Below are 24262 nucleotides of genomic sequence, written 5' to 3' on the forward strand. Positions count from 1 at the left end.
GCGGCGTCGCCGCATATGTCGCGGGCGCGCGGGCGCTCGCCCATCCGGCGAAGACGCAGCGCTGATGCAGCCGGTCACGACCGTCACGGGCACCGCCTACCCCTGGGGTGCCAAGAATATCGACACCGACATCATCATCCCGGCGCATTGGCTGAAGACGATCACGCGCACCGGCCTGTCCCGCGGCGCGTTCGAAACGGTGCGGGCGCAACCGGGTAACGTGTTCGACGATCCGCGCTATTCCGGCGCACCGATCCTGATCGCCGGCGACAACTTCGGCTGCGGGTCGAGCCGTGAGCATGCCGCATGGGCGCTTGCCGACATGGGCGTGCAGGCGGTGATCGCGCCGAGTTTTTCCGACATATTTTCGGGCAACGCCTTCAAGAACGGTATCGTGCCGGTGGTATTGCCGCAGGAGGCGGTCGATCGGCTGGTCGAGGTTGCGAAGGATCAGCCGATCACCGTCGATCTGGAAACGATGACGGTAACGACTCCATATCAGGATCGCTTCGTCTTCGAACTTGATGCTTTCCGCCGCCAATGCCTGATGCAGGGGCTGGACGAGATCGGCCTGACGATGGCAAAGGATACCGCGATTTCGAAATTCGAAGGCGCGGTGGATCAACACCGCCCCTGGGTCGCGAGCAGGAGCGGATATGCGGGCATTGCTGTCAACGGCATCGGGCGGACCTGAAACTCTACAGCTGACGGAACTGCCCGATCCGACCCCGGCTGCGGGTCAGGTCCTTGTCGCGGTAAAGGCATGCGCGATCAACTATCCCGATGTCCTGATCATCGAGGACAAATACCAGTTCAAGCCGCAGCGTCCTTTCGCGCCCGGCGGCGAGATCGCCGGCGTCATCGAAGCACTGGGCGAGGGTGTCACCAACTGGCAGGTCGGCGACCGCGTCATGGGCGTCATCGGCCATGGCGGTCTCGCCAGCAAGATCGTCGTCGACCCGCAGCGATTGTTTCATCTGCCCGATGAGCGCAGCTTTGCCGAGGGCGCTGCCTTGATTCTGACCTATGGCACGACCATTCACGCGTTGCTCGATCGCGGTCATCTGCAAACGGGACAGTCGTTGCTCGTGTTAGGCGCGGCAGGCGGAGTCGGGCTTGCTGCGATCGAACTTGGCAAAGCCTATGGCGCGCGTGTCGTCGCGGCGGTGTCTTCGGAGGAGAAGGCTGCAGCCGCGCGGGCGGCAGGAGCCGACGGGACGCTCATCTATGGGCGTGCCCCGTTCGACAAGGAGCAATCAAAGGCTCTGGCCGAGCAATTCAAGGCCCTGGGTGGGCGTGGCGGGTTCGACGTCATCTACGATCCGGTCGGGGGCGATTATGCGGAACCCGCACTGCGAGCGATCGGCTGGGAGGGACGTTATCTGGTCGTCGGCTTCCCCGCCGGCATCCCGAAGTTGCCGCTTAACCTGACGCTGCTGAAAAGCTGCGATGTGTGCGGGGTGTTCTGGGGAGCCTTTGCCGCCCGTGATCCGAATGCGAACACCGCTCACGTCGAGCAGCTGTTCCGTCTATGGCGCGAAGGCAAAATCGCCCCGCGGGTCACCGACACCTTTCCGTTCGAAAGGGGCGGGGATGCCATCGCCAAGATGGCGGCCCGGCAGGCGATAGGAAAGCTGGTGGTGTTCGTCGACTGACGTTCACCACCCCGTATCTCGGTACTCTTGCCCGTCCGTCAGCGGATCGCGAAGAATGTCCCCAATAGCAGCGCCCAGAGCATCAACGAGATGGCCAGTCCCAGGGCGACGCCGGTAAGCGGCGTCGCGCGCGACGGTCCGATATTCGATCCATTCGACCGGAGAGCAACGGTACCAGACGAGTTCGACATCATCCTACTCCTTCGGCGGTTCGTTCGTCATACCGACAATTCAATATCGCATCTATGCCTTAAAAGTTCCATAATGTCGGTATCGGACATGAATGGGTTGGGGAGTCCTTTTCCGACGCTCCGTTGCGTCCGTAGCGACCCGCACCTATGTGGTGGGCAACGCCAACCAAGGGGGTGAGCCGGTCATGACGGTGTTCGACGACCATAGACGCGCTGACGAAGCGCAGTTCGCCCGGGCGGAGGAAATGACGTTTCGCATCACCGCGCGGCGTAACCGTTTGTTGGGTCATTGGGCTGCCGAACAGATGGCACTGACGCCGGAAGAGGCTGATGCCTATGCCAAGGCGGTGGTCCAGGCGGACTTCGAAGAGGCCGGTGATGAGGATGTCGTGCGCAAGTTGCTCGGTGATTTGACCGCTGCAGGGGTTGATACCAACGATGTCACCGTGCGCCGTGCGCTGGCCGAACGGGCGATCGAAGCGCGTCGCCAACTAATGCAGGCGGAATAACGCGATGCCGATGGCTGCCGACGACATCGCTGCCCTGATCCGCGCTGCGATTCCCGATGCGGACGTGGAGATCACCGATCTCGCCGGCGACGGCGATCATTATGCGGCGCGCGTGGTGTCGCCGAGTTTCGCGGGGCTGCCGCTCCGCAAGCAACATCAGGCGGTCTATGCGGCGCTGGGGCATCGCATGGGCGGCGAACTGCACGCGCTGCAATTGAAAACCGCAGCGGCTTGAGGACCAGGACTATGACCGACGATACAAACGCCCGCATTGATGCAGTCGTGAAGAACAACGCCGTGGTGTTGTTCATGAAGGGCAGCCCCCTGTTTCCGCAATGCGGCTTCTCCAGCCGGGCGGTGGCGATCCTCGATCATCTGAACGTCGAATATGAAAGCGTTGACGTGTTGCAGGATCAAGGCATCCGTCAGGGCATCAAGGCCTATTCGGATTGGCCGACCATCCCGCAGTTGTATGCCAATGGCGAATTCGTCGGAGGCTCGGATATCATGATGGAGATGTACGAGAGCGGCGAACTGGCGACCGTCCTGAAGGGCGATGCCGCCGCGGCCTGATCGGTCGCCGATCATGCCGCCGGATCGTGGTGGCGGGCGTGACGATCGCCCGCTGCTTATCTGCGATCTGACGCAAAGCTACTCGCCGAGTGGCGGGGGCGGTATCAGCACCTATCTGCGCGAAAAGCGCGATTATGTGCTGGCGGAGACGCCGCATCACCTGTTGCAGATCGTGCCGGGGCCTGCCGATCGCGTCACCGTCGAAGGCCGCCACATCTTCGCCGAGGTCGCGGCCGATCCGGTGCGTGGCAGTCCGAACTACCGGTTCATCCTGCGCGTGCAGGCCGTCCGATCGCTGCTGGCTCGTTATCGTCCCGACCTGATCGAATCACTGTGCCCGTGGGTGCTGCCCTGGACAGCGATCCAGCATCGGCGTGCCTATCCCGGGACAGCGCTGATCGCGGGTTATAGAACCGACTTCCCCCATGCGCATGTCGCCCGCGTCGCGCAGTCGCTGTTCGGGCCGGCAGGCAAGTTCTTCTACTGGCTCAGCCTCGGCTATACCGAAATCACCTATCGTGAGTTCGACTACGTCTACACGCTGGGCGAGGATGCGCGCGATACGCTGCGCCGACGCAGGATCACGCGCACGGAGGTATTGTCGCTGGGCGTCGATACGGCGATGTTCCACCCGTCGCGGCGGGATGCGACCTATCGCGCGGAGCTTGGCCTGCCGGGCACGGGGCCGTTGCTGGCCTATGCCGGGCGCATCGACAACGAGAAGCGGGCGGACCGGCTGATCGCGATGATGCGCCTGCTGCCGCCCGCGTTCGGTGCTGCGCTGGTGATGATCGGCGACGGCAAGCTGCGAGGTCAACTGGAACGGGAGGCAGCGGATGTGCCGGTCGCCTTCGTCGGATTCGAAACCGATCGCGCGCGTCTGGCACGGGCGCTTGCGTCGTCGGATCTCTACGTATCGGCAATGGCGGACGAGACGTTCGGTGTTTCGATCATCGAAGCGCAGGCGGCGGGACTGCCGGTGGTCGGCGTCGCGAGCGGAGCGATGCCGGCGCGGATACCAGCAGGGTTGGGATTGCTCGGGCCAGTGGATGATATCGAGGCGATGGCCGCCAACGTAATACGTCTTTGGCAGGACGATCGCCGTGCGATGCGCGCGTCCGCACGGGCGCATGTCGAGGCGCACTTCAGTTGGTCGCGGACGTTCGCGCATCTGTTCGGCACGATCTATCCCAAAGCGCTAGAGCGTGCCCGCATGCGGGCCGGGTCGCAGCGTCCGATGCTATGGCCGGCGCGGACGGGCTGAAGCCGGGTGCGGGTGGATCCGCGCGAGATCGGGATAGCGACGGACCCACCCTGCTGAAGCGTCGAAGCGCTCGGCTACCCGAAGAGTTAGCAGGGAACGTGCCAAATCAATAACTTCGCGGAACGTCGAATTCTCGATGGTTAACGGCATCGGGTGTGAGCGTAGGAGTGTAAAGCTTCTCGACACTCGATCGGTATTGCGAGCACACCGCAACGGTTGTCGTTCCATCGTCCCTCTTGACTACGGCCGTAATCAATACGATTACAGCTGTAATTGACGAGGGAGCGACACGTGGCCGAACGAATCAGCGATGCCGAGCATGCGGTCATGGAGGTGCTCTGGGATGAGGCGCCGCTCACGGCGCAGGATGTCGCCGAGCGGGTTGATCCGGGCCGCGGGTGGAGCGCTAACACGGTCAAAACGTTGCTCGGCCGATTGCTCGCCAAATCGGCGATCGCGCATCAGGAGGATGGGCGCCGTTACCTCTACCGGCCACTCGTCGCCCGCGGCGATTACGTTTCGGGCGAATCGAAGCGCCTGATTGACCGGCTGTTCGGCGGCAAGCTGACCCCACTGGTCGCGCATCTGGCCGAACGCGACGAACTCACCGCGCAGGATATCGCCGAGATCGAGGCGCTGCTGAAGGATCTGAAACAATGAGCGGCTGGCTGGCCGGTACCAATGCGGCCGGGTGGCTGGTCGAGGCGCTGATCGCCTCGACCGTCCTGATGGTGCTGGTGATGCTGATGCGCGGTCCGGTACGCAACACTTTCGGCCCGCAGGTCGGTTATGCGCTTTGGGCGCTGCCGGTGCTGCGGCTGCTGCTGCCGCCCTTGCCCGATGCTTGGCGGCAAGCCGCCGTCACCCCGGTCTCGCAGGCGAGCGAGACACTGACGATCTTCGTCGTCGAGGGCAGCGCGACCGGGACGGCGACCGCTGCGTCCGGGCTGTCGATCGGCCTCATCGTCGGCGGATTATGGGCGCTGGGAGCGCTGGGCTTCCTACTCTGGCATCTCACCAGCCATACCCGTTTCTGCCGGCGCCTGCTCGGCTCCGCCGCGGCGGTCGAGGAAGTGCGGGGCGTGCACGTCATCGCCAGCGATGTCGCGACCGGGCCGCTCGCGTTCGGCGTGCTGCGCCGGTATGTCGCCTTTCCGCTCGATTTCGCCGATCGCTACGACGCCGATGAGCGTGAGCTGGCCCTGGAGCATGAGATCGGCCACCATCAGCGCGGCGACCTGATCGCGAACTGGGTCGCGCTCGCCGTGCTGGCGATCCATTGGTTCAATCCGATTGCCTGGCGCGCCTTCCGCGCTTTCCGTGCCGATCAGGAACTCGCCAATGACGCCCGTGTGCTGGCCGGCCGATCGACGATCGATCGTCACGCCTACGCCTGTGCAATCGTCAAGGCGGCGCACGGCGGCGCGGTGTCCGCGGCTTGCCACCTTCATACCATCGATGATCTGAAAGGGAGAATACGGATGCTATCCACCTCGCCACGCTCGCGTCGTCGCCTCGCCGCTGGAGGCGCGCTCGTCTCCGCTCTCGTCCTCGCCGGTCTTGGGCTGACTGCCTCCGGCACCAGCGCGGCCGCCGCGCTAGGCGGCCGGGTCGGTGAGACGCTGGGCGTAGACATGCAGGCCGTACCGCCCGCACCGCCGGCGCCGCCGCTGCCGAACGGCGTCGCCGCACCGCAACCGCTCGAAGCACCGCAGCCGCCCGTCGCCGCCAAATCGCCAAAGCGCATCGTCGTCAATCGCGTCGGCAAGGATGGCAAGGTCAACACCTATACATCCGCGCCCGACGGGACGTTCGACGACGAGGCAATCCAGCAAATGGTCGATCGCTCGCTGAAGATGGCGCCCGAAGTCACCGAACGCAGCTGCACCAACGGCAGAGATGGCGGCCCCAAGGAGATCGTTGTTCACGCGACAAAGGGCGAGAAGCGCACGATGGTGATCTGCACCAATCGGATCGAGAGTATGGTGTCCGCCGGGGGCGCCGCCGCGGTGAACGTCGAACAGATCCGACGCAATGCGATGGAGACCGCCCTCGCTAGCGTGCAGGCATCGCGTGCCAGCATTGCCGGCAACCGCGACATGAACGATGCGGACCGCAAGGAGGCACTCGCCGAGATGGACGCGGCCGTCGCCGAGCTGCGCACCGAAATGGCGTCGCCCGACAAGGATTGATCCCGATCCGTTCGGTCCCGCGCGCGACCTCTCCTGCCATGCGCGGGGGAGGTCGCCCCTTGCGTTGCAGCACGCATCGCGCCACATCGGTGACGATGGCTGAGCATCCGACCGGTATCCCGATCCAGCTCGAGCCGCTCGTCTCACGGGTGCTCGCGACCAATCCCTCGCCGTACACCAACGGTGGTACGCAGACCCACGTCGTCGGCACGTGCGATCTGGCCGTAATCGATCCCGGCCCCGCAGACGATGTACATATCGAGGCGCTGATGCGGGTCATCAACGGCCGCCCGGTACGCGCGATCGTGGTCACCCATCATCACCGCGATCACAGTCCCGGCAGCCGGTTGCTCGCCGCAGCCACCGGCGCGCCGATCGTCGGCGCCGCGCCCGGCCACATCGTCAGCGACAGCCCGCGTCTGGATGCGGCATTTGACATGGACTATACGCCCGACCGTATCCTGACGGAAGGCGACAGCGTCGCGGGTGACGGCTGGACGTTGGAAGCGGTCGCCACGCCCGGTCACACCTCCAATCATCTCGCCTTCGCGCTGCCGGAAACAAAGGCGCTGTTTTCGGGCGATCATGTGATGGGATGGGCGACGAGCGTGATCTCACCGCCTGACGGCGACATGGGGCAGTATATGGCGAGCCTCGACAAGCTATTGGGGCGCGATGACCGGATCTATTATCCCGGACACGGCGAGGCGGTGGAGAACCCGCAGCGACTGGTCCGCGGCATGCTCGGGCATCGCAGGCAGCGCGAGGGGCAGATCCTTCGCCTGCTGCGCCAGGCCCCGTTGCACCTCGGCCCGATTACTGCGCGCATGTACGTCGGGCTCGACCCGCGGTTGATCCCGGCGGCGGAGCGATCGGTACTGGCGCATCTGTACGACCTGCGCGGGCGCGGCATGGTCGATGAGGAGGACGACACATGGCGGACGGCGGCGTGAACGACCCTGCTCCCGCATCGGTCCCGTCTGCGCGCGGTGCGACCGGATCGTTTCTCGGCAAGGCGGTCGGCGTCATCATCCTGCTGGGCCTTGCGTTCCTGATCGGATTGTGGGGCGTGCAGCGGTATGTCGAGCGCCGCCTGTCGCCCGATCCGACCACCGTCGCCAGCGCGAGTCTTGAGGGACTGCGCGAACAGAACCGTCTTTCGGCTTTCGCCGCCCGTTTCGTGGCGGTGACGACATCGCGGCAGTCGCAACTCGGGCTGTCGACGGAAAAGACGCTGATCATGCCCGGTATGGTCCGCTACGAAGTCGATCTCGGCAAATTGACGCAACGCGACGTCGCGTGGAATGCCGAAACGCGGACACTGTCGGTCAGGCTGCCGCCGATCGAGCTGGACGGACCACAGGTCGATATGACGGCGATACGCGAATATGGCACCGGCGGCATCCTTTCGCGGCTGACCGATGCGGACAGCCGGCTTGATGCCGCCAACCGGCGCGCGGGGCAGGCGGAGCTGGTCCGTCAGGCCCGCGACGCGACGCCGATGAAGCTTGCCCGGGACGCGACGCGTCGTGCCGTGGAAAGCAGTTTCGCGATGCCCCTGCGCGCGGCCGGGATCGATGCGAACGTCAAGGTGAGCTTCGCCGGAGACCCGGTTTCATCGACCGAACGCTGGGACACCAGCCGCTCGCTGGAAGAGGTGCTCGGCAACACGCGTTGAGGGCGACGCGAAGTTCGCCTAACAGGGGTATCATGGAACTGACCAAAAGCTTCGCGGGGCTCGACCTTCGCGCCGAGATCGAGCGCCTTCGCAAGGATCGCAACGCCGTCATTCTTGCGCATTATTACCAGAAGCCGGAATTGCAGGACCTGGCGGACTATGTCGGCGACAGTCTCGACCTCAGCCGCAAGGCGCAGGCGACCGACGCGGACGTCATCGCATTTTGTGGTGTGCGCTTCATGGCGGAGACGGCGAAGATCCTCAGCCCTGACAAGATCGTCGTCCTGCCCGATATGGATGCCGGCTGTTCGCTGGAAGACAGTTGTCCGCCCGATCAGTTCGCCGCGTTCCGTGCCGCGCATCCTGACCATATCGCGCTGACGTACATCAACTGCTCGACCGAGGTGAAGGCGCTCAGCGACATCATCGTCACCTCGTCGTCGGCGGAGACGATCCTGGCGCAGTTGCCGCGCGATCAGAAGATCATCTTCGGGCCCGACCGCAACCTCGGGGGGTATCTTCAGCGCAAGACCGGGCGCGAGATGTTGCTCTGGCCGGGCGTGTGCATCGTGCACGAGGCGTTCAGCGAGACGGAGTTGCTGAAGCTGAAGGCGCAGCACCCGGGCGCGCCGGTCGCCGCGCATCCCGAATGTCCGGCGGTGATCCTCGATCACGCCGATTACGTCGGATCGACACGTGGTATCCTTGAATTCGCCAATGCCATGCCGGGCGATACCCTGATCGTCGCGACCGAACCGCACATCATCCACCAGATGGAAAAGGCGATGCCGACCAAGCGCTTCATCGGCGCTCCGGGAGCGGACGGCAATTGCAACTGCAACATCTGCCCATACATGGCGCTTAATACATTGGAAAAGCTGTATGTCGCGTTGCGGGATCTGCAGCCGCGGATCGAGATCGAGGAATCGTTGCGGCTGAAGGCAAAAACGAGCCTGGATGCGATGCTCGCCATGGCATCAACGACGGTAGGGCAGGGCGATCTCGGACCCCGGACCGCGGTGCCGGTTACCGGCGACTGATCGTCAATGCGCGGGCGTTATATCCGACGTGGCAAGCAGGTTGCGCGCTTCGTCGATATGGATCGCGACCATCGTCATGTCGAGGTCGTCCGCCAGCCGCAACGCAGTGGTCAACAGGCGATCCAGCTCCGTCATCGCCGCACGCTTATCCATATTCGTATGTCCCACCCCGATTTGGACGCCAAACCGATGATCACACCATTCGTTCCGTCGATTCGCGACATGGTATACGAATAATGACCTTTCGTCTGGATGGTTTCGACTGCGACGCGTTCGTCGCAGCTACGCTGGCCGAGGATTTGGGGGCGGGGGGCGACATAACCTCGGCCGCGGTAATCGATGCGGACGCGCGGTTCATCGGGGTGATGGGCACGCGTGAAACGATCGTCGCGGCCGGCCTTGGAATCGCCGAGGCGTTCTTCCGGGCGCTCGATCCGACGATCGTCATCGAAAGTCTGGTGATGGACGGTGATCGCGTTCCGGCGGGCACCGACCTGTTGCGGCTGTCGGGATCGGCGCGGGCGATGCTGACGGCGGAACGGTCCGCGCTCAACACCGTGCAGCATCTGTCCGGAATCGCCACGCTGACGCGCACCTATGTCGACGCGATCGCCGGCACGGGTGCGGTGCTGCTCGACACACGCAAGACCATTCCTGGCCTTCGTCGTCTGGAGAAATACGCCACCCGCACCGGCGGCGCCCGGAACCACCGCATGGGGCTATGGGATGCGGCGATGATCAAGGACAATCACGTGGCCGTCGCGGGCGGCGTCGATGTGGCGGTACGGCGCGCTGTCGCGGCGGGGATCGCCCGGATCATCGTGGAGGTCGACCGGATCGACCAGATTGCGCCCGCGCTCGCCGCCGGGGCAACGCATCTTCTGCTCGACAACATGGAACCGGCTACGCTGCGCGAGGCGGTCGGGATCGTTGCGGGGCGTGTCCCTACCGAGGCATCCGGGGGCGTCCAGCTCGATACGATCCGTGCCATCGCCGACACCGGCGTCACCTATGTCTCGGTCGGGCGTCTCACCCAGTCCGCGCCCGCAGCGGACATCGGCCTCGATTTCGTGCTGGCATGATCGATCGGCTTGCACGGTGTCGATCGTCGGCTAGGCTGCGACGTATCACATGCAGGGGAACGTCATGAGCAAGCCGCCGTCCATCGCACGTTTTGAGCAATTCTATTGGGCGTCGATCATCCTGGGGCTGATCAACACCGCGCTTAACTGGCAGACGTCACAGGCGGTGCTTGCTGCCAGTCCCATGCTGGCGAATGCGGGCTGGCTGCTGCCGACGATGCAGGTCATCGGTCTGGCGATCGGTATCCTGCTGTGGTTCTTCATCGTTCGCCGTCCCAGCGTCGTCGCAAAGTGGGTGCAGGTGGTGTTCGCGGCATTCGGGGTATTCGGTGTGCTGTCGGCGCTGTTCCTCGTCGGCACGGGACGCTCGCCTGCCAGCGTCCAGGTGATCCTCGGCCTGCTCGCGAACATCCTCTACATCGCTGCCGCGGTGATGCTGTTCAGGCCGGATGCCAAAGTCTGGCTGGGCGAAGGGCTGGACGACGATGACTATGTGGATGCACCGCGCGTATGATCGGCCGTACATTGGCGGCGTTGATCGCGTTAATGTCGCCTGTCGTCGCACACGGGCAGGCCTACCGCTGTGCCGCACCGGGAACGATCCCGCGGCCCCGTCCCGATCTCCCCGATAGCCGGCAGCCGGTCCGGCAGCGCCCGATCGGCAGCTATACGCTCGCGGTGACCTGGGCGCCGCAATATTGCAGAGACCACGCGCGCGACGCCTCCGCGCGGTTTCAGTGCGGCGCGGGTAATCGCTTCGGATTCACGCTGCACGGGCTGTGGCCGGACGGCATCGGCAAGGAATGGCCGCAATATTGTCGTACGACACCGGTCCTGTCGCGCAACGTGATCCGCGCCAACATCTGCACAACGCCGTCGGCGCAATTGCTCCAGCACGAATGGGCGAAGCACGGCACTTGTATGCCGGGATATCGTCCAGAGAGCTATTTTAAGCGCTCGACAGGGCTGTATGCCGCGTTGCGCTATCCCGATATGGACGCGCTGTCGCGGGCACCGCTAACGGCCGGACGACTGGCACGGGCGATCGCCGGCGCCAATCCCGGCCTGCGCGCCGATATGATGCGGATCACGGCGAACCGGCAGAACTGGCTGGATGAGGTCTGGATCTGCCTCGATACGGCATTCCGGTATCGGCGATGCCCGGCGCATCAGGGCGGCCTCAATCCGGGTGCCACCGTCAAGATCTGGCGCGGAGGGCGCTAGACCGCTCCCCGCGGCGGCAATCGTCAGTTGACGATCGTCGCGGTGGCGGGATGATGGCGATCCAGATGCCGGCGGATGATCTTCAGGTTGCGCGTGTTCGATCGAAAGAAGAAGTCGGGTACCGCGCCGATGAAGGGGATCGCACCCATTGCCCAGTCTAGGCCGACGTTGCCGAACATACGTGCCATCTGCACCTTCGACATGCCGAGGTTGCGCGCCTCCCACACCAGCCACGATCCGATCACCGCTGCGACCGTACTACCGGCCACCGGGATCAGACTGAGCAACGCGTCGAGGCCCAGCTTGCGATTGGTCCCCGGAAGCGTGAACAGCCCCTCCATGACCCGCTCCATGGCCTCGATGCGGATACGCACCGCAGCAGCGTCGCGACCGATCGGCAGGGTGTCTAGCATGGGGCGGACGTCCATCGGACGGGGGCGGGTGGTCATGCGCCTCTATCTGGTGTCGTCGCGAAGCCTGTTCAACGGGTGCCACGCGCGCGTGTTCGGCCGCCATTGTCTCAGTCGCATCGCGACAAGCGACCACCGCAGCGGGCGGGCGATCGGAATGAAGGCGGCATCGACTGCAAGTGCGGCGTCGGCGGCCGCGATCAGCCGCGACCGTTCGATCAATGAATTCGCATCGCGCGCCGCGATCAACGCGGTTCGCGCCTCATCCCCGCACACCGCACAGGCATTCGCAAGATACCAGCGTGCGCTATCGTACGGCGCGACCAGATCGACGAGGCGCAAATCGCTGTCGTCGGTCAGGCTCACGCGAACCGGAATGATGCCGACGCCCAGCAGCGACGCGGCGATCTGCGCATACAATGTTGTCGCACCCGGTCCGGACGGCAGGGCAATCCGCAGTCGCACCGGTCCCCCGGACCAGGCAGCAACCCGGGCGCGAGCCTGATCGCGTCGATCGGCCGGGGTCAACAGCGACCATCCCGGTAGCGCCGGCGGCAGCGCCGAGTCGAGCATGTCCGGCAGGATACGCTCGGCGGGTTCCCAGCCCTGCATGATCGCACCAGCCACCGCGACGCGATCGATCGCGCCACTGATTGCCGCGCGATGGGAAGGATCGGCGAGGAACCCGTCGCGGTTGACGATCGCGAGGCCGAACAGACCGGCGGCAGGATCGACCCGGATGTTGGCCGGGGCGACGCCGGAAAAAGCGATCAGCGGCCAGTCCACGAATGTGCCGCCGGCGACGTAATCCGAATCGCGGGCGGCGAAGCGGACGATCGCCCGCGCGGCCCGCTCGCCAATCAGTCTGACGTCCTGTTCCGGACGGGTCTGACGCTGATCTTCAGGATCGGCACGATTGGGGTCGAAGGCCGGACGCAGCAGCGGGCTGCGCATCGCCTGCACGACCCGCATCGGTCCCGCGCCGCCGCCCGTCCCGTTCTGCCACAACGCCAGTTCGGGCTGCGCGAACAGCTTCAACAGATCGGGGCGGGGGCGGCGCAGACGCACTTCGATGACCTGTGGCGTCATCGTTACGATCTCGTCGACCGCGGTGAGGAATGGCGTGAGCGGGTTGCGTGATCCAGGCCGGAGCTGACGGCGTAACCGATCGACGATCTGATCCGCAGTCACCGCGCTGCCATCGGGCCATCGCGCGTCTCGCAGCCGGAAGATGTAGCTCGTCCCCTGATCGATCACGATCCATCGTTCGGCGAGCCCCGGCTCGATCTGCCCAGCGGCATCGAAGCGGACCAGTCCCTCGGCGGTCGCATCCAGCAGCAGCCGCGATGGCGTGTCCAGCCGGCCGCGTGCCGGATCGACGAGGCGGGGCGGGGCGCCGATCGCGCTGACAACGACGGGCCCCGAATCGGGACGACGATCGCATCCGGCCAGCGAGATACTAGTCAGCCCGAGCAGGAGACCGATGGTGCGGACGACGGGACTCGAACCCGTACTCCAGAGGAAGCCGATTTTAAGTCGGAAGCGTCTACCGATTTCGCCACGTCCGCGCACCGGGTGACGACAAGCGCAGCCGGGCTGCGCCGTCAAGCCGATAAGATCCGTTAAGCGCCGGATCGATCGACGTGGCGGTCCGCTCACACGTTGAGGCGGGCGCGCATTTCCTTGCCGGGCTTGAAATAGGGCACCCGCTTTGCATCGACGTCCACGGTTTCGCCGGTGCGGGGATTGCGACCGATGCGAGCATCGCGGGAGCGCGTGGAGAAGGCGCCGAAACCGCGCAATTCAACGCGGCCATTCGCCGCGAGCCGACGTGATATCTCGTCGAAGAACGTCGCTACGATCGATTCGATATCCTGCCCTGACAGGCCCGGATTCTTTTCGCACAAAGTCTGGACCAATTCGGAACGTATCATCGCAAGACTCCCCCCGGTTCTATGCAGCCAAGGCTTGATAGAGATCAATGGGCGTCACGCATAGGGCCGATCCGTAACCGATGCGATAAAAAACAGGGCCGCCACCCAGAGGATGGCGGCCCCGCATCTTACTTCTTCTCGGCGTCCGAGCGGGCCTTGAGAGCCTCGCCCAGGATGTTGCCGAGGGTCGCGCCCGAGTCGGACGAACCGTACTGCGCAACCGCCTGCTTTTCCTCGGAGATCTGCATCGCCTTGATCGAGAAGGTCGGCTTCTTCGAACGATCGAAGCCGGTCACCATCGCATCGAACTTCTGCCCGACCTGGAAACGCTCCGGCCGCTGTTCGTCACGATCGCGTCCCAGATCGGTACGCTTGATGAAGCCGGTCGCGCCATCGTCGCCCTGCTGCACTTCGAGGCCCGCGTCGCGGACTTCGAGAACGGTCACGGTGACGATCGCGTTCTTGTTCAGCTTGTCGCCAGCCGCCGCGATGCCGCCGGCCGAAGGCCCGCCGCGCTCGAGCTGCTTCATGCCGAGGCTGATGCGCTCCTTCTCTGCATCGATGTCGAGCACGACGGCCTGAACCGTCTCGCCCTTGCGGTGCAGGTTGAGGGCATCCTCACCCGATACGCCCCAGGCGATGTCCGACATGTGGACCATGCCGTCGACGTCGTTGTCCAGACCGATGAACAGGCCGAACTCGGTCGCGTTCTTGACTTCGCCCTCGACGGTCGAACCGATCGGATGGGCAGACGCGAACGCCTCCCAAGGATTGTTCTGCGCCTGCTTGAGGCCGAGGCTGATGCGACGCTTGTCCTCGTCGACCTCGAGCACGACGACATCGACTTCCTGCGAAGTCGAGACGATCTTGCCCGGATGGACGTTCTTCTTGGTCCAGGACATTTCCGACACGTGGACGAGGCCCTCGATGCCCGCTTCCAGCTCGACGAACGCACCATATTCGGTGATGTTCGTGACGCGGCCCGACAGCTTGGCGCCGATCGGATACTTGGCCGACGCGCCATCCCACGGATCGGACTCGAGCTGCTTCATGCCGAGGCTGATGCGCTGCGTGTCCTTGTTGATGCGGATGATCTGCACCTTCACGGTGTCGCCGATCGCGATCATCTCCGAGGGATGATTGACGCGCTTGTACGACAGGTCGGTGACGTGCAGCAGGCCGTCGATGCCGCCCAGGTCGACGAACGCACCGTAATCGGTGATGTTCTTGACGACGCCGTCGATGATCTGACCCTCGGCCAGGCTCTGGATCAGGCCCGAACGCTGCTCGGCGCGGGTTTCTTCCAGCACTGCGCGACGCGACACGACGATGTTGCCGCGCTTGCGGTCCATCTTCAGGATCTGGAACGGCTGGGGGATGTCCATCAGCGGCGTGACGTCACGCACCGGACGGATATCGACCTGCGACCCTGGCAGGAACGCGACGGCGCCCGACAGGTCGACGGTGAAGCCGCCCTTGACGCGGCCGAAGATGACACCCTCGACACGGGCGGTCTTGCTGAATTCGAGTTCGAGCTTGTCCCATGCGGCTTCGCGACGGGCGCGGTCGCGGCTGAGCATCGCTTCGCCGTGCATGTTCTCGACGCGGTCGACGTACACTTCGACTTCGTCGCCGACATTCAGCTCGGCCTTCTGGCCCGGTGCGGCGAATTCGCGCAGCGGCACGCGGCCTTCGGACTTCAGACCGACGTCGATGACGGCCATGTCGTTTTCGATCGCGGTGACGGTGCCGTGCACCACGCGGCCCTCGAAGCTGTCGGCACCGCCGAACATGTCATCGAGCATCGCGGCGAAATCGTCGCGGGTAGGAGTGGGCTGGGTAGCCATAGGGTTAGAGTGTCCTCAGGTTTAACTGTTTCCGGCCAAGCGGTTGGTTCCGCTGGTCTTGGCTGAAAACGCCGCGGCGACCCCATGCCGGTCGCGGCATCCATCGGGCGGGTTCAGGCGGAGGATGAGCGATGCGCATCATGCGAAAAGGGCGCGAACGGTCGAGCCGATCACGCCTACCTCCGCGAGCACCTGCTCGCCGGACCCTGGCCGCTTAGGGGAAAACAGGCGTTTTGGCAAGGTTGCGGGGTGGGAACGATTCGGGTGCTGTGGCGCGCGGAAGTTGGCGAAGTTGACACTACGTCGCGGTCGGACACGCCCCCGCGCCTGTCCTCGGGATGAGAGGGCAGAGAGACGGGGATGGCACATGATGCGGGGATGGCAGATCGGGGACGTGTAGGACAGCGGGAGGATTGGCGGACCGCCGTTTCTACGCAATCGCGGATGCTAACCGATGCGCCGCGGGCTCTTGACGTGCACCGCTCAGCTAATACACCGTCGACGACGCTGGGAGGTGAATATGTCGATCCGGAAGGTTGCTATCGGTGGAGTCTTGGCGGCGATGGTATTATGGGGCGTCTTCGCCTGGGGCCTGACCGGTGCGTTCATAGCGCACGTATTCACGAACGGCTAAACGTCCGCATCCTACCGATTAATGCGGTTCGGTAGCACTCACGGCGCGCACCCGCCGTACCTCGACCAATGTGATCGCCTTCTGCACGCTGGCGTCGATCGACAGGAAGCTCGTGTCGAGCAGCGCCGCATCGCCCGCCATCATCAGCGGTGCGGTGGACCGGCCGGAGTCGCGGGCGTCGCGGCCGCGGATGTCGGTGAGGACTTTGTCGAAGCTGACCGTGGAGCCGTGGCCTTGCAGTTCCTTGTGACGGCGTTGGGCGCGGATCTGGGGGGTGGCCTTTACGAACAATTTGGCGTCGGCGTCGGGGGCGATCACCGTGCCGATGTCACGGCCGTCGAGTACGGCGCCGCCGGGCTGGCGGGCGAAGCGCTTCTGGCGGTGCAGCAGCGCGGCGCGGACGAGCGGGTGGGCGGAGACGATCGAAGCGAGCTGGCCGATCTCGTCCGTCCGTAGCGCCGGGTCGGCGAGCAGCGCGTCGTCGAAGTCGCAGGCGGCGACCGCGTCGGCCTCCTTCGCGGGGTCGAGCTCCATACGCTGTACGGTCAGCGCAACGGCGCGATACAGAAGCCCGGTATCGAGATGGGGCAGGCCGTAATGGCGGGCGAGCGCCTTTGCGATCGTGCCTTTGCCCGATGCGGCGGGGCCGTCCACGGCGATAATCATGCTTCCGCTCCCCCGGTAAGCGCATCAAGCGACTGATAGAACACGGGATAGCTGGTCGCCACCGGGCTCACGTCGTCGATCGTGATCCGCTTTGCGGCGTGAAGTCCAGCGACGGTCAGGCTCATTGCGATGCGATGATCGAGTTTCGAGGCGATGCGAGCGCCACCGGGAATGGCGTCGCCGCCGGTGCCGGTGATGGCGAGGCCGTCCTCGAATTCCTCGCAAGCGACGCCGCAGGCTTCGAGCGCGTCCTTCATCGCGGCGATGCGGTCCGATTCCTTGACGCGCAGTTCGTGCGCGCCGCGGGCGACGGTGCGGCCCTTCGCGAAGGCGGCGGCAACGAACAGGACGGGATATTCGTCGATCATGCTCGGCGCGAGGTCGGGGGGCACGTCGATCGCGGTGAGGGTGGCGTGACGGACGCGCAGGTCGGCGACGGGTTCGCCGCCGACTTCGCGCGCGTCGCATTCGGTGATGTCGGCGCCCATCAGGCGCAGCGCGGCGATCAGGCCGGTGCGGGTGACGTTGAGACCGACGTTGCCGACCAGAATGTCGGAGCCGGGAACAATCGAGGCGGCGACCAGCCAGAAGGCGGCGGACGAGGGGTCGCCGGGAACGGTGATCGTCTGCGGCTGCAGCTCGGCCTCTCCGGTGATCGCGATGATGCGGCCTTCGTCGCTTTCCTCGACGGTAATATCCGCGCCGAAGCCGCGCAGCATGCGCTCGCTATGGTCGCGGGTGGCGACGGGTTCATGCACGCGGGTGATGCCCGGCGTGTTGAGGCCGGCGAGCAGCACCGCGGACTTCACCTGCGCCGAGGCGACGGGGAGCGTGTAGGTGATCGGTACCGCGGGGCAGAGGCCGCGGACCATCAGCGGCAATGTGCCGCCGGGGCTGGCGGTGATGTCCGCGCCCATTTGGCTCAGCGGTTCTATGACGCGGCCCATCGGGCGGCCCGACAGCGAGGCGTCGCCGGTGAAGGTGGCGGTGATCGGGTGGCTGGCGACGACGCCCATCAGCAGGCGGGTCGAGGTGCCGCTGTTGCCCATCTCCAGCGCGGTCGCCGGCTGGAGCAGCCCGCCGACGCCGACGCCGTCGACCTGCCACGTCCCTTCGCCGGTGCGCTCGATCGTCGCGCCCATCGCGCGCAGGGCGGCGGCGGTGGCGAGCACGTCCTCGCCCTCCAGCAGGCCGGTGATGTGGCTGGTGCCGACCGCGAGCGCGGCGAACATCAGCGATCGGTGGCTGATCGACTTGTCGCCGGGGACGGTGATCGTGCCGGTCAGCGGGCCGCGCGGGCCTACGCTCAGTTCCTGGGGAAGGGGGTGCGCCATGGGCCGGGGGCTTTGACAGCCACCTTGCGCTATGGCAAGGCGCCGCCCACCTCTCGGGCTAAGGGCGACTTTAGCCTGCGACACCCAATTCCGAAAGGCACACCGCGGCATGATCAAGCCGGAATGGGGCACGAAGCGTACGTGCCCGAAATGCGCGACGCGCTTCTACGACCTCGAAAAGGACGATCCCGTCACCTGCATCAACTGCGGGTCGACATGGAATCCCGAACCCATCCTGAAGTCCAAGCAGCCGCTGCCGTTCGAGCAGGCCAAGCCGGACACGAAGGAAGCCGACCGCGACCTCGAGGGTGAGGACGAGGATCTGGAAGCGTTGGGCGAAGAGGAAGAGCCCTCGGCCGACGACGAGGTCGATCTGGGTGGCGACGACGATCTGGGCGTGGAAGCGCCCGCGAACGACGACGAACATTAATTCGTGAAAAAGGCATGGTGAGCGGAATTTCCCCGCTTGCCATGCCCCGGTGCCCCCGCTAGTGGGTCGCCTCCCGGAACGGATGGGGCCGTAGCTCAGCTGGGAGAGCGCTGCAATGGCATTGCAGAGGTCAGGGGTTCGATCCCCCTCGGCTCCACCATCCGGTTCCGACGCAGCTGTTATTGACGGTTGAGCCCCTCGCCGGGCGTGGCAAATTCCTCATCGGATTCATCGTCGTGAGACGCAATCCTTGACGTCGTTTCGACGCGAGGAGAGCATGCGTCCGGTGCATCGCATCACGCGATGCCGGGGGCGACATGGATATGCAAAGGATGTGGAGAGTTGCCGCTGCGGCGGCCTTGATGTTCGGCGTTGTCGGCGGAGCGACGGCAAAGGACAAGCCGGCCTATGTGCTGGTCAACGAGGCTGTCGGCGTGCCGGTGTTCGCCGGGGACATCGCCGATCGGCCGTACCGGATCATTGGTGAGGTGAGGGCGGGGGTGCGCAAGGCGACGGTCTTCAGCAAGGCGTCGTCGGAGGCCAAGGTGTTTCGGGAATTGTGGGAGCGGGCCGAGAAGATGGGCGCGGATGCGGTGATCAACGCGCGCTACGGCAATTCGCATGTGACGGCGGTCAGCTGGGGCAAGACCAACGCGACCGGTACCGCAATCAAGTTCGAGAGTTCGGCCGCACGATAGCCGAAGGTGCGGCGGGGGCGGTGTACGCCCCCGCCACGCGATCAGTCGACCGGCTGAAGGTTGACGGCCGAGGTCTTGCCCCGACGGTCCTGCTCCAGGTCGTAGCTGATACGCTGATTCTGGTTCAGCGTCGCCATGCCGGCGCGTTCCACCGCCGTGATGTGGACGAACGCATCGGCGCCGCCCGTGTCGGGTGCGACGAAGCCATAGCCCTTGTCGGCGTTGAAGAACTTTACAGTGCCGGTGATGCTGCTCATGGCAGTATCCTTTCTACTCATGCCGCGCGACGGTACGATTACCGATGCGCGAAATTGCGCGCGAAGCAGGGAAGGAAGGAAGAGGGAGCCGCAAAGCACCGTAGACCGTCGATGTGCGACTCTAGCCTGCCCCATATGGCGCATGATCGCGGATTCGGCAAGGGGCGGGGGGACCGTGCGCCAGCCCGGGGTTGCGCCATGTCCTTATAAGGGCCATTTGCGTCGCATCGGATTGCCCTTCTTCGAGCATGATCCGACTGAGAGATACTATGCGCTCCCGCTTTCCGATTGGGAGACCCGCATGTCGCGCGCCATCAACGTCAATGCCAGCAAATCCGATGTCGAGGCCCTGTGCCTGAAGCACAAGGCGCCGATCAGCGCGATCGAGACGCTGGCGTCGGGCGGCACGCGTGTGGTGTTCATGAACGGCGATGCGGCCGCAGCGATGTCTCGCGTGTTCGGCAAGAAGGTGCTGTCGGGCAACGTCGAGCGGACGCCGCTGCGCCTGCGGATGGTGTGACGACGCCGGCGGGGTGAAGCGGGGCAATAGGCACCGATTTACCTGAGATCTCGGAGGTTCGGTTACTCCTCCGCCCCAACCCCTCCTCTGAAGAGGAGGGGCTTTTTCGTTATTTCTTCGCCGCGACCCGCCAGATCGTGTTGCCGACATCGTCCGCCACGAGCAGTGCGCCGGTGCGGTCGGCGGTGACGCCGACGGGGCGGCCGTGTGCTTTGCCGTCCTTGTCGAGGAAGCCCGAGAGGACGTCGACCGGCCTGGCGCCCTCGACCGGGAAGCCGCGGGCGGCGAAGGGGACGAAGACCACCTTGTAGCCCGACACCGGCTTGCGATTCCATGAGCCGTGTTCGCCGATGAACGCACCCTGCGCAAAGCGGCCGCCGAGCTTGACGTCGCCGGCAAAGGTCAGTCCGAGCGCTGCGACATGCGGTCCGAGCGCGTAATCGGGGCGCTTCGAATATTGCTGCAATTCGGGCCGGGCGGGTTCGACGCGGGTGTCGGGGTAGCCGCCCCAATAGAACCACGGCCAGCCGAACTGGTCGCCCAGTTCGACCTGCGTCAAATAATCGGGTGCAAGATCCGAACCCAGCATGTCGCGTTCGTTGACGACGGTCCAGAGTTGCTGGTTGAACGGGCTGATCGCCATCCCCTGCGGATTGCGCAGGCCGGATGCGTAGACGCGGAACGTCTTTTGCTGCGGATAGACCTGCAGGATGTTGGCACGGAATTTCTCGGCATCGAGACCGTTTTCGGCGATGTTCGAGGCCGATCCGACGCCGACGAACAAGGTGCGGCCATCGGGGGCGGGAACGAGCGTGCGGGCCCAGTGATTGCCGCCCCCGTTCAGCTTGACCACCAGTTCCGGTCTGGCAGCGATGCGCGTCGCGCCCTCGGTATAGGGTACGCGAACGAGTGCATCGGTGTTGGCAACGTAAAGCTGGCCGTCGAGCAGCGCCATGCCGGTCGGCGAATTGAGCCCGGTCATGAACACATGACGCTGATCCGCGACGCCATCACCATCGCTGTCGCGGAGCAGGGTGATGCGGTTGGCGGAGGGAACGCCGGCACCGGCCTTGCTCATCAGCTTGCCCATCACCCAGCCCTGGATACCGCCACCCTCGCGCGGGGGCGAGTTGGTTTCGGCGACGAGCACATCGCCGTTGGGCAGCCGATAGAGCCAGCGGGGGTGGTCGAGGTTCTTCGCGAACGCCTTGACCGTCAGGCCGGCGGCAGGGACGGGGGTCTGGGTGCCCTGCCATCCGACGACATCGGCGACCTTCACCGTCGGCAACGTCTGGATCCGCGGTTGCGTGATCTGCGGGCGCTTGCCGGTGATCCGCTCGAACGGCACCTGCGCGGTGTCGGGCCACGCAAGATAGACCACCACGGCCACGGCGATAACGGCGAGGAGCGCGGCGAGGCGCAGGACGTGCTTCAGCATGGACGCACGATAGGGGCGGCCGGGGGGGAGTGGAAGGGGGTCTTCCTGCGGCGGATCGACATTCAGCGTTGCAGGCTGCCCGGCAGGATCGGGGCAGGATCGAGACACTTTCAAGGGCATCGTCACCCCGGACGTCTTCCGAAGTCCAGCGTGCGGCTACGGGAGAAGCTGGAGACCCCGGTCATTCCGTCACGGCACCGTCGACCCCGGAACACGTCCGGGGTGACGAGGTAGAACAGAACGTCCGGTCGATCCCGACTGTCGACGGCACGTCGGTTCGGAGGTGCTGGAGTGTGGTTCGTTTATCGGCGCCGGCATCCAGCGCCGCTTGTGCTCCCGCGAAGGTGCGGGCCCAGCACTGCGTCCCCGTTTTTGCGGGGATACATGGTCGCGGCGAGGAAGAGGAACCGGCATTCACCGGTTGCCCCTTCCTCGTCCGCCGCCGCCTACGCCGGGCTGCCGATCAGAAGGTCGTAGCGATCGGCGTTCATCACCTTCGTCCATGCCTTGACGAAGTGCTTGACGAACATCTCCTGTGCATCCGCGCACGCATACACTTCCGCGATCGCGCGCAATTGCGAGTTGGAGCCGAACACCAGATCGGTGCGCGACGCGGTCCAGCGCTGTTCGTGCGTGTGGCGATCGGTGCCGACGAATTCCTCGTCGCTGTCGTCACTGACCTGCTTCCATGCGGTACCCATATCGAGCAGGTTGACGAAGAAGTCGTTGGTCAGCTGGCCCGGACGGTCGGTGAAGACGCCGTGCTGCTTTGCCTTGGCATGGTTCGCGCCGAGGACGCGCAGGCCGCCGACTAGCACCGTCATGTCGGGTGCGGACAGGCCGAGCAGCTGGGCACGATCGACCAGCAGCTCCTCAGTCGGCACGTTGAACCGGACTTGCAGATAGTTGCGGAAACCGTCGGCCTTCGGTTCGAGTACGTCGAAGCTTTCGGTTTCGGTCTGCGCCTCGCTGGCGTCGGTGCGGCCGGGTTCGAACGGCACGTCGACCGTGTGACCCGCCGCCTTCGCCGCCGCCTCGATCCCGACCGAGCCGCCGAGCACGATCAGGTCGGCGATCGACACCTTCTTCGCACCCTGCCGGTCGAAGTTGGTCTTGATGCCCTCATAGACCGCCAGCACGCGGGCGAGCTGTTCGGGCTGGTTGACCTCCCAGTCCTTTTGCGGCGCGAAGCGGATGCGCGCGCCGTTGGCACCGCCGCGATGGTCCGACCCACGCCACGTCGAGGCGGATGCCCATGCGGTGGTGACCAGTTCCTCGACCGACAGTCCGGCGTTCGCGATGGCGGTCTTCAGGCCTGCGACGTCGCCGGCCTCGACCTGCGGATAGTCGGCGATCGGGATCGGATCCTGCCAGATCAGCTCTTCCTGCGGGACTTCCGGGCCGATCAGGCGGATCTTCGGACCCATGTCGCGGTGCGTCAGCTTGTACCACGCGCGCGCCCACGCATCGGCGAACGAGGCGGGATCGGCGCGGAATTTCTGGCAGATCGCATTGTAGGCAGGATCGACCTTCAGCGCCATGTCGGCGGTGGTCATCATCGTCGGCACGCGCTTGCCGGCCGTATGTGCGGCGGGTGCGAGCGTGTCGTCGGGATTGCCGACCGGCTGCCACTGGTGTGCGCCCGCCGGGCTCTTCACCAGCTCGTATTCGTGGTCGAACAGCATGTCGAAATAGGTCATGTCCCATGTCGTCGGCGTCGGCGTCCACGCGCCTTCGATGCCGGAGGTGATCGTGTGATCGCCCATCCCGCTTTCATGCGTCGAGGTCCAACCGAGGCCCTGCGACGCAATGTCCGAACCCTCCGGCTCCTTGCCGACCAGCGACGGATCGCCCGCGCCGTGCGCCTTGCCGAAGGTGTGGCCGCCGGCGGTGAGCGCGACGGTCTCCTCGTCGTTCATGCCCATGCGCGCGAAGGTTTCCTTCATGTCGCGCGCCGAGCCCTGCGGATGCGGACAGCCGCCCGGACCCTCCGGGTTCACGTAGATGAGGCCGTGCTGGATCGCGGCGAGCGGGCTTTCGAGCGCAAGGCCGGCCTCCTCATCGATACGGGTCTGGCCGAGCCATTCCTCCTCGGTGCCCCAGTACACGTCCTTCTCGGGTTCGAACACGTCCTCGCGCCCGCCGGAGAAGCCGAACGTCGGTCCACCCATCGATTCGATCGCGACATTGCCCGCGAGGATGAACAGGTCCGCCCAGCTGAGCTTGCGGCCGTATTTCTGCTTGATCGGCCACAGCAGGCGGCGCGCCTTGTCGAGATTGCCGTTGTCCGGCCAGCTATTGAGCGGGGCGAATCGCTGCTGGCCCGCCGACGAGCCGCCGCGGCCGTCGCCGGTGCGATAGGTGCCGGCCGAGTGCCACGCCATGCGGATGAAGAACGGGCCATAATGTCCGTAATCCGCCGGCCACCACGGCTGGCTGTCGGTCATCAGCGCGGTCAGGTCGGCCTTGAGCTGGTCGTAGTCGAGCGTCAGGAATTCGGAGCGATAATCGAAGTCGTCGCCCATCGGGTTGCCGCTGACGCCCTTCTGATGAAGGATTTCGATCGACAGCGATTCGGGCCACCAATCCTTGGCGGTGCGGCCGAGCAGACGGCGCATCGCGGCCGGCTGCTTGTTGGGATCGTTGATCGGGCTGCCTTGGGTAATCGCGTCCATGTCGCTCTCTC

28 protein-coding genes and 2 tRNA genes are annotated in these 24262 nt (G+C 65.1%); 18 read left to right on the forward strand and 12 right to left on the reverse strand.

The genetic code is table 11. From position 1 onward, the window contains the following. Positions 1-64: 64 nt before the first annotated feature. Together leuD and NF699_19095 are read left to right on the forward strand one after the other, a co-directional pair. The gene (gene leuD, locus NF699_19090) at positions 65-694 is read left to right on the forward strand and encodes a 3-isopropylmalate dehydratase small subunit (protein USU05107.1); all 630 of its coding nucleotides are present in this window, start codon (positions 65-67) and stop codon (positions 692-694) included. Then, on the forward strand, positions 657-1655 hold the full coding sequence (locus tag NF699_19095; protein ID USU05108.1) for an NADPH:quinone oxidoreductase family protein: 999 nt from the start codon (positions 657-659) through the stop codon (positions 1653-1655). The genes leuD and NF699_19095 overlap by 38 nt, the downstream gene beginning before the upstream one ends. Before the next feature lie 38 nt (positions 1656-1693). Here NF699_19095 and NF699_19100 read toward each other — a convergent pair whose 3' ends face one another. After that, positions 1694-1846: a hypothetical protein gene (locus NF699_19100; protein USU05109.1), complete on the reverse strand. Its 153-nt coding sequence runs from the start codon at positions 1844-1846 to the stop codon at positions 1694-1696. A 185-nt stretch (positions 1847-2031) separates the two neighbouring features. Between NF699_19100 and NF699_19105 the strand changes: the two genes are divergently transcribed. From NF699_19105 to nadA, 9 genes are all read left to right on the forward strand, one after another. Then, positions 2032-2355 carry a DUF1476 domain-containing protein gene (locus NF699_19105; GenBank protein USU05110.1) on the forward strand — a complete coding sequence of 108 codons (324 nt, stop codon included), beginning with the start codon at positions 2032-2034 and terminating at the stop codon, positions 2353-2355. Between the two features lie 4 nt (positions 2356-2359). After that, positions 2360-2590, forward strand: coding sequence for a BolA/IbaG family iron-sulfur metabolism protein (locus NF699_19110; GenBank protein USU05111.1), 231 nt, complete (start codon positions 2360-2362; stop codon positions 2588-2590). A gap of 11 nt (positions 2591-2601) precedes the next feature. Then, positions 2602-2928, forward strand: coding sequence for a Grx4 family monothiol glutaredoxin (gene grxD, locus NF699_19115; GenBank protein ID USU05112.1), 327 nt, complete (start codon positions 2602-2604; stop codon positions 2926-2928). Between the two features lie 13 nt (positions 2929-2941). Then, on the forward strand, positions 2942-4192 hold the full coding sequence (locus tag NF699_19120; GenBank protein ID USU05113.1) for a glycosyltransferase: 1251 nt from the start codon (positions 2942-2944) through the stop codon (positions 4190-4192). Positions 4193-4483: 291 nt separating this feature from the next. After that, entirely contained in the window at positions 4484-4852 is a 369-nt protein-coding gene (locus tag NF699_19125) for a BlaI/MecI/CopY family transcriptional regulator (GenBank protein USU05114.1), read from the forward strand. Next, positions 4849-6384, forward strand: coding sequence for a M56 family metallopeptidase (locus tag NF699_19130; protein ID USU05115.1), 1536 nt, complete (start codon positions 4849-4851; stop codon positions 6382-6384). Before NF699_19125 ends, NF699_19130 begins: the two co-directional genes overlap by 4 nt. A 95-nt stretch (positions 6385-6479) precedes the next feature. Beyond that, positions 6480-7337: an MBL fold metallo-hydrolase gene (locus tag NF699_19135; protein USU05116.1), complete on the forward strand. Its 858-nt coding sequence runs from the start codon at positions 6480-6482 to the stop codon at positions 7335-7337. Beyond that, positions 7319-8062, forward strand: a complete 744-nt coding sequence (locus NF699_19140) for a DUF4230 domain-containing protein (protein USU05117.1) — start codon at positions 7319-7321, stop codon at positions 8060-8062. The genes NF699_19135 and NF699_19140 overlap by 19 nt, the downstream gene beginning before the upstream one ends. Positions 8063-8094: 32 nt before the next feature. Beyond that, positions 8095-9102: a quinolinate synthase NadA gene (gene nadA / locus NF699_19145; protein ID USU05118.1), complete on the forward strand. Its 1008-nt coding sequence runs from the start codon at positions 8095-8097 to the stop codon at positions 9100-9102. A gap of 3 nt (positions 9103-9105) precedes the next feature. Here nadA and NF699_19150 read toward each other — a convergent pair whose 3' ends face one another. Then, positions 9106-9255, reverse strand: a complete 150-nt coding sequence (locus tag NF699_19150; protein ID USU05119.1) for a hypothetical protein — start codon at positions 9253-9255, stop codon at positions 9106-9108. Between the two features lie 83 nt (positions 9256-9338). Between NF699_19150 and nadC the strand changes: the two genes are divergently transcribed. From nadC to NF699_19165, 3 genes are all read left to right on the forward strand, one after another. Then, positions 9339-10184, forward strand: a complete 846-nt coding sequence (gene nadC, locus NF699_19155; GenBank protein USU05120.1) for a carboxylating nicotinate-nucleotide diphosphorylase — start codon at positions 9339-9341, stop codon at positions 10182-10184. 64 nt (positions 10185-10248) lie between these two features. Continuing rightward, positions 10249-10698: a hypothetical protein gene (locus tag NF699_19160; protein ID USU05121.1), complete on the forward strand. Its 450-nt coding sequence runs from the start codon at positions 10249-10251 to the stop codon at positions 10696-10698. Continuing rightward, entirely contained in the window at positions 10695-11408 is a 714-nt protein-coding gene (locus NF699_19165; GenBank protein USU05122.1) for a ribonuclease T, read from the forward strand. Before NF699_19160 ends, NF699_19165 begins: the two co-directional genes overlap by 4 nt. A 23-nt stretch (positions 11409-11431) precedes the next feature. Here NF699_19165 and NF699_19170 read toward each other — a convergent pair whose 3' ends face one another. From NF699_19170 to aroA, 7 genes are all read right to left on the reverse strand, one after another. Next, a complete protein-coding gene (locus NF699_19170) occupies positions 11432-11836 on the reverse strand; it encodes a DUF4112 domain-containing protein (GenBank protein ID USU07154.1) in 405 nt (134 codons plus the stop codon). 27 nt (positions 11837-11863) lie between these two features. Further along, complete coding sequence (locus NF699_19175) at positions 11864-13075, reverse strand: ABC transporter substrate-binding protein (protein ID USU05123.1); 1212 nt, start codon at positions 13073-13075, stop codon at positions 11864-11866. A 227-nt stretch (positions 13076-13302) separates the two neighbouring features. After that, positions 13303-13386: transfer RNA gene (locus NF699_19180), tRNA-Leu, on the reverse strand. An 87-nt stretch (positions 13387-13473) separates the two neighbouring features. Continuing rightward, the gene (locus tag NF699_19185; protein ID USU05124.1) at positions 13474-13752 is read right to left on the reverse strand and encodes an integration host factor subunit beta; all 279 of its coding nucleotides are present in this window, start codon (positions 13750-13752) and stop codon (positions 13474-13476) included. A gap of 128 nt (positions 13753-13880) precedes the next feature. Further along, positions 13881-15599: a 30S ribosomal protein S1 gene (rpsA, locus tag NF699_19190; protein ID USU05125.1), complete on the reverse strand. Its 1719-nt coding sequence runs from the start codon at positions 15597-15599 to the stop codon at positions 13881-13883. 652 nt (positions 15600-16251) lie between these two features. Continuing rightward, positions 16252-16899, reverse strand: coding sequence for a (d)CMP kinase (gene cmk, locus NF699_19195; protein ID USU05126.1), 648 nt, complete (start codon positions 16897-16899; stop codon positions 16252-16254). After that, a complete protein-coding gene (gene aroA / locus NF699_19200) occupies positions 16896-18233 on the reverse strand; it encodes a 3-phosphoshikimate 1-carboxyvinyltransferase (protein ID USU05127.1) in 1338 nt (445 codons plus the stop codon). The genes cmk and aroA overlap by 4 nt, the downstream gene beginning before the upstream one ends. A gap of 109 nt (positions 18234-18342) precedes the next feature. Between aroA and NF699_19205 the strand changes: the two genes are divergently transcribed. From NF699_19205 to NF699_19215, 3 genes are all read left to right on the forward strand, one after another. Continuing rightward, entirely contained in the window at positions 18343-18663 is a 321-nt protein-coding gene (locus tag NF699_19205; GenBank protein USU05128.1) for a TIGR02300 family protein, read from the forward strand. Between the two features lie 84 nt (positions 18664-18747). Next, a tRNA-Ala gene (locus tag NF699_19210) sits at positions 18748-18823 on the forward strand. 202 nt (positions 18824-19025) lie between these two features. Next, positions 19026-19361, forward strand: a complete 336-nt coding sequence (locus NF699_19215; protein ID USU05129.1) for a heavy metal-binding domain-containing protein — start codon at positions 19026-19028, stop codon at positions 19359-19361. Between the two features lie 41 nt (positions 19362-19402). Here NF699_19215 and NF699_19220 read toward each other — a convergent pair whose 3' ends face one another. After that, the gene (locus tag NF699_19220; protein USU05130.1) at positions 19403-19618 is read right to left on the reverse strand and encodes a cold shock domain-containing protein; all 216 of its coding nucleotides are present in this window, start codon (positions 19616-19618) and stop codon (positions 19403-19405) included. A 301-nt stretch (positions 19619-19919) separates the two neighbouring features. Between NF699_19220 and NF699_19225 the strand changes: the two genes are divergently transcribed. Continuing rightward, the gene (locus NF699_19225; protein USU05131.1) at positions 19920-20138 is read left to right on the forward strand and encodes a hypothetical protein; all 219 of its coding nucleotides are present in this window, start codon (positions 19920-19922) and stop codon (positions 20136-20138) included. Positions 20139-20247: 109 nt separating this feature from the next. Here NF699_19225 and NF699_19230 read toward each other — a convergent pair whose 3' ends face one another. After that, complete coding sequence (locus NF699_19230) at positions 20248-21576, reverse strand: sorbosone dehydrogenase family protein (GenBank protein USU05132.1); 1329 nt, start codon at positions 21574-21576, stop codon at positions 20248-20250. A 446-nt stretch (positions 21577-22022) separates the two neighbouring features. Beyond that, positions 22023-24251 (reverse strand): catalase/peroxidase HPI, encoded by a 2229-nt coding sequence (katG, locus tag NF699_19235; GenBank protein ID USU05133.1) that lies wholly within the window; start codon positions 24249-24251, stop codon positions 22023-22025. Positions 24252-24262: the final 11 nt, after the last annotated feature.

It is taken from the genome of Sphingomonadaceae bacterium OTU29LAMAA1, assembly GCA_024072375.1.
GTDB lineage: Bacteria > Pseudomonadota > Alphaproteobacteria > Sphingomonadales > Sphingomonadaceae > Sphingomonas.